Origin of the sequence: Salipiger sp. HF18 (assembly GCF_011806505.1) — a bacterium.
GTDB lineage: Bacteria > Pseudomonadota > Alphaproteobacteria > Rhodobacterales > Rhodobacteraceae > Salipiger > Salipiger thiooxidans.
In genome coordinates this window covers 1-6824 of the sequence record NZ_JAATOS010000209.1, presented here as the reverse complement: position 1 = coordinate 6824, position 6824 = coordinate 1, and the positions used below count along the sequence as shown (strand labels likewise).

9 protein-coding genes and 1 tRNA gene are annotated in these 6824 nt (G+C 65.5%); 6 read left to right on the top strand and 4 right to left on the bottom strand.

Annotated elements, in window-relative coordinates; translation table 11 throughout:
• The 3 genes from HC022_RS16065 to HC022_RS16055 form a co-directional block, all read left to right on the top strand.
• On the top strand, nt 1-224 hold a 224-nt coding region (locus HC022_RS16065; RefSeq protein ID WP_167453105.1), incomplete at its 5' end, for a glycine cleavage T C-terminal barrel domain-containing protein.
• Nucleotides 217-807, top strand: coding sequence for a sarcosine oxidase subunit gamma (locus HC022_RS16060; RefSeq protein WP_167453104.1), 591 nt, complete (start codon nt 217-219; stop codon nt 805-807). The genes HC022_RS16065 and HC022_RS16060, both read left to right, overlap by 8 nt.
• Nucleotides 808-948: 141 nt before the next feature.
• Nucleotides 949-1548, top strand: coding sequence for a superoxide dismutase (locus HC022_RS16055; RefSeq protein ID WP_008884510.1), 600 nt, complete (start codon nt 949-951; stop codon nt 1546-1548).
• 198 nt (nt 1549-1746) lie between these two features.
• Here the strand turns inward: HC022_RS16055 and HC022_RS16050 are convergent, their stop codons facing one another.
• Nucleotides 1747-2601, bottom strand: a complete 855-nt coding sequence (locus HC022_RS16050; RefSeq protein WP_167453103.1) for a DUF5677 domain-containing protein — start codon at nt 2599-2601, stop codon at nt 1747-1749.
• Between the two features lie 375 nt (nt 2602-2976).
• A complete protein-coding gene (locus HC022_RS16045) occupies nt 2977-3216 on the bottom strand; it encodes an Lrp/AsnC ligand binding domain-containing protein (protein WP_089955794.1) in 240 nt (79 codons plus the stop codon).
• 124 nt (nt 3217-3340) lie between these two features.
• Here HC022_RS16045 and hisB point away from each other — a divergent pair, with 124 nt between their 5' ends.
• A complete protein-coding gene (gene hisB, locus HC022_RS16040; RefSeq protein ID WP_008885931.1) occupies nt 3341-3928 on the top strand; it encodes an imidazoleglycerol-phosphate dehydratase HisB in 588 nt (195 codons plus the stop codon).
• A gap of 55 nt (nt 3929-3983) precedes the next feature.
• Nucleotides 3984-4175, top strand: coding sequence for a hypothetical protein (locus HC022_RS16035; RefSeq protein ID WP_175583610.1), 192 nt, complete (start codon nt 3984-3986; stop codon nt 4173-4175).
• A gap of 110 nt (nt 4176-4285) precedes the next feature.
• On the opposite strand, the gene HC022_RS16030 is transcribed toward HC022_RS16035, so the two are convergent.
• Both HC022_RS16030 and HC022_RS16025 read right to left on the bottom strand, forming a co-directional pair.
• Nucleotides 4286-4369, bottom strand: a tRNA-Leu gene (locus HC022_RS16030).
• Between the two features lie 64 nt (nt 4370-4433).
• Nucleotides 4434-4919, bottom strand: coding sequence for an Lrp/AsnC family transcriptional regulator (locus HC022_RS16025; RefSeq protein WP_008885892.1), 486 nt, complete (start codon nt 4917-4919; stop codon nt 4434-4436).
• Nucleotides 4920-5025: 106 nt separating this feature from the next.
• Here HC022_RS16025 and HC022_RS16020 point away from each other — a divergent pair.
• The coding region (locus HC022_RS16020; protein WP_175583609.1) for a proline dehydrogenase family protein at nt 5026-6824 on the top strand (1799 nt) is incomplete at its 3' end.

Below are 6824 nucleotides of genomic sequence, written 5' to 3'. Positions count from 1 at the left end.
GCCAGCGCAATGCCGAGGGCCGGGTGACCTCGACCTACCATTCGCCGACGCTGCGCAAGGGCATCGCCATGGGGCTGGTGAAGCACGGCCCCGACCGCATGGGCGAGGTGCTGCAGTTCACCGCCGAGGATCAGGACGAAACCCGCGACGAGCTGACCACCATCGCCGCGCGCATCGTCAGCCCGGTGTTCTACGATCCGGAAGGGGAGAAACAGAATGTCTGACGTGATCACCCCCCAGACAGAGCCCACGGCCCCCATGGCGGGCGCACTGAGCGAGGGGCTTCTGCGGGTCGAGGCGCTGCCGCCGCAGGGCCAGATCTCCCTGCGCGGGGATTTCTCCGACGGCTTCCGCGACGCGGTCTGCGGCATCACCGGCGCGGGCTTTCCCGACCCGCTCGGGGCCGCGGAGTTCGGCGACCGGGCGCTGCTCTGGATGTCGCGCGACGAGCTGCTGTTCCTGCTGCCCTACGAGGCGGCGTCCGAGACCCTTGCGCAGCTGAACGCGGCGCTCGCGGGGCAGCACTTCGCCGCCACCGATGTCTCGGACGCGCGCGCCCAGTTCCGCGTCACCGGCCCGCACCTGCGCGACGTGCTTGCCAAGCTCTCGCCGACCGACATGGCCCCCGGCGCCTTCGCTCCGGGCGAGGTGCGCCGCTCACGCCTCGCGCAGGTGGCGGCGGGCTACTGGCTCCGCGGCCCGGAAGAGGCGCAGGTCTTCGTGTTCCGCTCGGTGGCAGACTACGCTTTCCGGGTGCTCACGACCGCCGCCGCCCAGGGCGGGGAGGTCGGCTTCCACGAGGCGTGATCGCCGCGGCCAGCCCCGTAAGTTGACGCGGGGGCGGAACATCGCGCGGAGTGGCACGTTTAAACCATGACACTCCTTGACCTCACCCTGTGCAGGTCTAGGAATGGCTTACGAATTCACTCAAGACCAGAGGATGCACCAATGGCTTTCGAACTTCCCGATCTTCCCTACGCCCACGACGCTCTCGCCTCCAAGGGCATGTCCAAGGAGACGCTGGAGTATCACCACGACCTGCACCACAACGCCTACGTGACCACGCTGAACAAGCTGATCGACGGCACCGAGTGGGCTGACAAGTCGCTGGAAGAGATCGTCAAGGGCACCTACGACGCCGGGGCCGTGGCGCAGTCGGGGCTCTTCAACAACGCCTCCCAGCACTGGAACCACGCCCAGTTCTGGGAAATGATGGGTGCCGGCGACAACGCCATGCCCTCCGAGCTGGAAGCGGCCCTGAAAGAGAGCTTCGGCTCGGTCGAGAAGTTCAAGGAAGACTTCTCCGCGGCCGGCGCCGGCCAGTTCGGCTCGGGCTGGGCATGGCTGGTCAAGGACACCGACGGTGGCCTCAAGATCACCAAGACCGAGAACGGCGTGAACCCGCTCTGCTTCGGCCAGACCGCGCTGCTCGGCTGCGACGTGTGGGAGCACTCCTACTACATCGACTTCCGCAACAAGCGCCCGGCCTACCTGGCCAACTTCCTCGACAACCTGGTCAACTGGGAAAACGTCGCCTCGCGCATGTGATCCGCGCCCGACGTCCCGAGAGACACGAGAACCCCGCGCCGTGGCGCGGGGTTTTTGTTTTGCGCGGAGGTTTTCGCCGGTCCAATTCGGTTGGGTGGGCCGCGCTGCGGGGAGCGACCGGGGGACGCGTGTTCCCGGGCGATGGTGGCGCAAATTGCGTCGATCGGCAGTTGAGCGCCGGAGGCGGACTTTGCACACTCAGCTCTCGCCGTAGGCGCGGTTGATCAGATCAGCAGCCTCAGGCACCTCGAACTTCATAAAAGTCTTTCCAGCATCGATCAAAAGTGGCGGACTCGGTAAACTTGGACAAAGACTGCGCAGCAGGTGTCCAAGAGCTTCAGAAGAGAAAACCAGAGCTATCATGATCCAAGTTGTTGTTTCATGAAGCCCTTTTTCAGGCGTACCGTCTCGTGCTTGGTCGGAGTAAAGAACCGTTGACAGGTAACTTCCATGAACGATTTCCGATGACAAAGAATACCCTGCTTGCTCTACCGACTGAAAGTGTATTTTTGCTCTCTTGCTGACATTCCCGATGACCTTGCAGCGCCCTTGTCGATCATGATTAAACTCCCGAATGCTCTTGGCATTCTTGAAGTAGTCTAGGGCCTCGGTAACTTCCTTGGATTCGCGCGAAATTTTCAATCTACCGGGAATTACCTCCTGATAACCTCCAGCCGAAAATAGTTTCTTCTGATTCTTGAAGACGCTGTAGACAGCATAGTGGATTGCTTGTTTTGCCGCGGGACCTCCATCCGACAATACATATGCGGCGGAGAGCAATCGCTCGTAGAACATTCTCGTTATGGGAAGCGCGTGAGGTAGCCTTATCGATTGTTCCTTGATTAGATCAGGCAACATTGTACCAAGCACGCAGGCTGAGTGAATCAGGCGAATAGAAACTCTGAACTGATCTTCACTTAGAGACTGGTTTCGCTGGCTCTCAAATGTAAGCTCCACGGAAACTCGATTCAAAACGACAAGTATCACATCAATGAGTTGCGCATACTCTTCTGATTGATTGGTGGGGTTTGTCTTAAAGTGAACTTTTTGCACGAATTTGCTCCGATAGCGAACAGGTGGCGATTTAGCCTCGGATTCAGGAGTTGACGCAAGGAACTTACCTTTTCGCCACCAATCACCCCTGGGTAACTTCCGCTTTGGGCTGGTACCGGGCCTCTCCCGCAGCACCTTCGGCAACGACGACGCGTATCTCGCGCTCGACGGCGAAGACCGCGTCATCCCCGGGATTTGCCGGTTGCGGATATCAAGCGCGCGTCTCGTGCCGCAGCACATCCGGGCGCGCCTTGCGCCGCACGAGGCGGCCCGGGCGAGCTGTGCATCCGGGTGGTCCGGGGAGGGCGCAAGGGACGTCTTCCGTGTTCCCCGCAGTGGCGCGTCACCCGGGCGCAAGCGCCCGGAAAAGCCCTCTCAGAACGCCTTGAAGGTCAGCGTCGTGAGGGTCCGTTCGATCCCCGCCACGTCGGCGAGGTTCTCGTTGATGTAATGGCCGATGTCGCGGTCATCGGGGATGTAGAGCTTGACCAGCAGGTCCCATTCGCCCGAGGTCGAATAAAGCTCGGAGTGGATCTCGCGCAGCGCAATGTCCTCGGCGACCTTGTAGGTGGTGCCCGGTTTGCAACGGATCTGGACGAATACGCAGGTGGTCATGGCGGTCTCCTTGTTGGGCGGCAAGCTGGCACAGACGACACGCCCGCACAAGAGACGCGCGGTGCCTGCTTGGCGGCCCCTGCGGCCTTGCCTATAAGCGGCGCCACAGCCGAGGAGTGAGCCCATGCGCAAGGCCAGCATCGCCCGCAAGACCGCCGAAACCGAGATCGAGGTCAGCATCGACCTCGACGGGACGGGCAGCTACGACAACCAGACCGGGGTGGGGTTCTTCGACCACATGCTCGACCAGCTGTCGCGGCATTCGCTCATCGACATGACGATCCGGGCCAAGGGCGACTACCACATCGACGACCACCACACGGTCGAGGACACCGGCATCGCGCTGGGGCAGGCGCTGGTGCAGGCGCTCGGCGACAAGCGGGGCATCCGCCGCTACGGTGCGTGCCTGCTGCCGATGGACGACTCGCTGGTGCGTGCGGCGCTGGACCTGTCGGCGCGGCCCTTCCTGATCTGGAACGTGGACCTGCCGACCGAGAAGATCGGCAGCTTCGACACCGAGCTGGTGCGCGAGTTCTTCCAGGCGCTCTCGACCCACGGCGGTATCACGCTGCACGTGGACCAGCTGCACGGCGTCAACTCGCACCACATCGCCGAGGCCGCCTTCAAGGCCGTTGCCCGCGCGCTGCGCGAGGCGGTGGAACCCGATCCCCGCAAGGGCGATGCGATCCCCTCGACCAAGGGCATGCTCTGAGCGAGGGTTCCGGGCGTCCTTTCGAGGGCGTCCGGGTCCTGATCGGCGGGCGGCGGTGACCGCCCGGCGCGACCTGCTGCCCTCGCAGACCAGCGGCGGGGTCTCCGTCGTGGGCTCGGGATCTTCGCAGACCGACAGCGCCGTCTGCATGCGTGACCGCGCGAACGCGGCACCGCGGTGGCGCCTGGTCTCGGACGACGGCAGCCACCCTTCGGTCATGTTCATGGGCGACGAAGTCACGGCCTGACCCACGTTGCGTGGCGGAGTGGGGGAACCCGCGCAGCCTCCGTCAGGGCGACGCGCGGACTGGCAAGATCTGTCAATGAAGGCAGCGGACACCCGACGGGGCGTCCCAAGTGGTACCCGCGGCCGGACTCGAACCGGCACGCCATACGGCTAGGGATTTTAAGTCCCCTGTGTCTACCATTCCACCACGCGGGCCCGGTCCCTGTCTTGCCGGAATTCCGCGCGGTTGACCAGAGCCGGCGGAGCCCGCAGTGGCGGCTCAGGCGCTGCCCGGCGGTTGCGCGATGCCGTCTTCCTTGACCGCCTGCATCGCGACGTAGGTCGAGGTGGTCGAGACATGCGGCAGGGTCGAGATCTTCTCGGCCAGCACCCGCCGGTAGTCGCGCATGTCGGCGGTGCGCACCTTCAGAAGGTAGTCGAAGTTGCCGGCGATCAGGTGCACCTGCTCGATTTCGGGGATGGCGGCGACGGCGTTGTTGAACTCGGCCAGCGAGCTCTCGCGGGTGTCGAACATACGCACTTCGACGAAGGCCACGTGGTCGAGCCCCAGCCGGATCGGGTCGAGGATCGCCCGGTAGCCTCGGATGACGCCCAGCTCCTCGAGCCGGCGCAGTCGCGCCTGCGTGGGGCTTTTCGACAGGCCGATCCGGCGCGCAAGCTCGGTGATCGACACCCGGCCCTCGGCCGCCAGCGTGGTCAGAATCGCCCGGTCGAAGCGGTCGTAGTCTTCGTGCTCGGCTTGCATTGCGTTTCCTCGGTTTTTCAGACGATTCAGTCTGTCATTTCGCAGTAATAAGTCAAACAGACTGCGAACGCCACTGTATGATGGGGAAAATCACCGGAGAGATTGCATGCCGCGAGACATCGCCCCCGACCTTCGTCAGCTCATCGATCAGAACATGTACGCGGACGAGGACGCCACCGTTGCGCGCCTGCGCCAGCAGGCCGCGCTGTCGCCCGAGGACCGCAGCGCCATCTCGGCGCGGGCGGCGCAGCTGGTGCGCGGCATCCGCGCCAGCACCAAGCCCGGGCTGATGGAGGTCTTCCTCGCCGAGTATGGCCTCTCGACCGACGAGGGCATCGCGCTGATGTGCCTCGCAGAGGCGCTGCTGCGGGTGCCGGATGCCGAGACCATCGACGCGCTGATCGAGGACAAGATCGCGCCATCCGACTGGGGGCGGCACATGGGCCGTTCGTCCTCGCCGCTGGTCAACGCCTCGACCTGGGCGCTGATGCTGACCGGCAAGGTGCTCGACCCGGCCGCGCGTCCAGGGCCCGCCGGCCACCTGCGCAGCGCCATGAAACGCCTCGGCGAGCCGGTGATCCGCACCGCCGTGGGCCGCGCCATGAAGGAGATGGGCGCGCAGTTCGTGCTGGGCGAGACCATCGAGAAGGCGATGAAGCGCGGCAGCGCCATGGAGGCCAGGGGCTACACCTACAGCTACGACATGCTGGGCGAGGCTGCCCGCACCGAGGCCGACGCGCTGCGCTACCTCGACGCCTATTCCAAGGCCATCACCGCCATCGCCAAGGCCGCCAAGGCGCGCGACATCCGCGACAATCCGGGTATCTCGGTCAAGCTCTCGGCGCTGTTCCCGCGCTACGAGGAGGCGCAGAAGGACAGCGTCATGGAAGTGCTGGTGCCGCGCCTGCAGCAGCTCTGCGAAGAGGCCAAGGCGGCGGGCATCGGGCTCAACATCGACGCCGAGGAGGCCGACCGCCTGTCGCTGTCGCTCGACGTCATCGGGGCGGCCTTCGCCGCACCGTCGCTCGGCGGCTGGGACGGGTTCGGCGTGGTGGTGCAGGCCTACGGGCTGCGCGCCTCCGAAACGCTCGACTGGCTCTATGCGCTGGCCGAGGCGCATGACCGGCGCATCATGGTGCGGCTGGTCAAGGGCGCCTACTGGGACACCGAGATCAAGCGCGCGCAGGTCATGGGGCTCGACGGCTTCCCGGTCTTCACCTCGAAGCCGCACAGCGACGTCTCCTACATCGCCAACGCCCGCAAGCTGCTGGGCATGACCGACCGCATCTACCCGCAGTTCGCCACGCACAACGCCCACACCGTGGCCGCCGTGCTGCACATGGCGACCGACACCGACGCCTTCGAGTTTCAGCGCCTGCACGGCATGGGCGAGACCCTGCACGGCATCGTGCACAAGGACGCGGGCACGCGTTGCCGGATCTACGCGCCCGTGGGCGCGCATCGCGACCTGCTGGCCTATCTCGTGCGCCGCCTGCTCGAGAACGGCGCCAACTCGTCCTTCGTGAACCAGATCGTCGACGAGAGCGTGCCGCCCGAGACGGTGGCCACCGATCCCTTCGAAGCGAGCGACCGGCGCCCGCTGGCGCGCGGCCCGGCGCTGTTCCGGCCCGAGCGCGAGAACTCTAGGGGATTCGACCTGACCCATCGCCCGACGCTGGCCGCGATCGACGCGGCGCGCATGCCGTTCCGGTCGCAGCGCTGGCAGGCGGGCCCGCTGGTCGCCGCCGAGGCCGAGGCCGAGGCCGGTGCCGCGGTGCCGGTGGCGAACCCGGCCGACCCCACGGACATCGTGGGCGAGGTCACCCGTGCCACCGCCGCGACCGTTGCCGCCGCTGCCGGGGCAGCGCAGGTCTGGGACGCGCCCGCGGCCACGCGCGCCGAGGT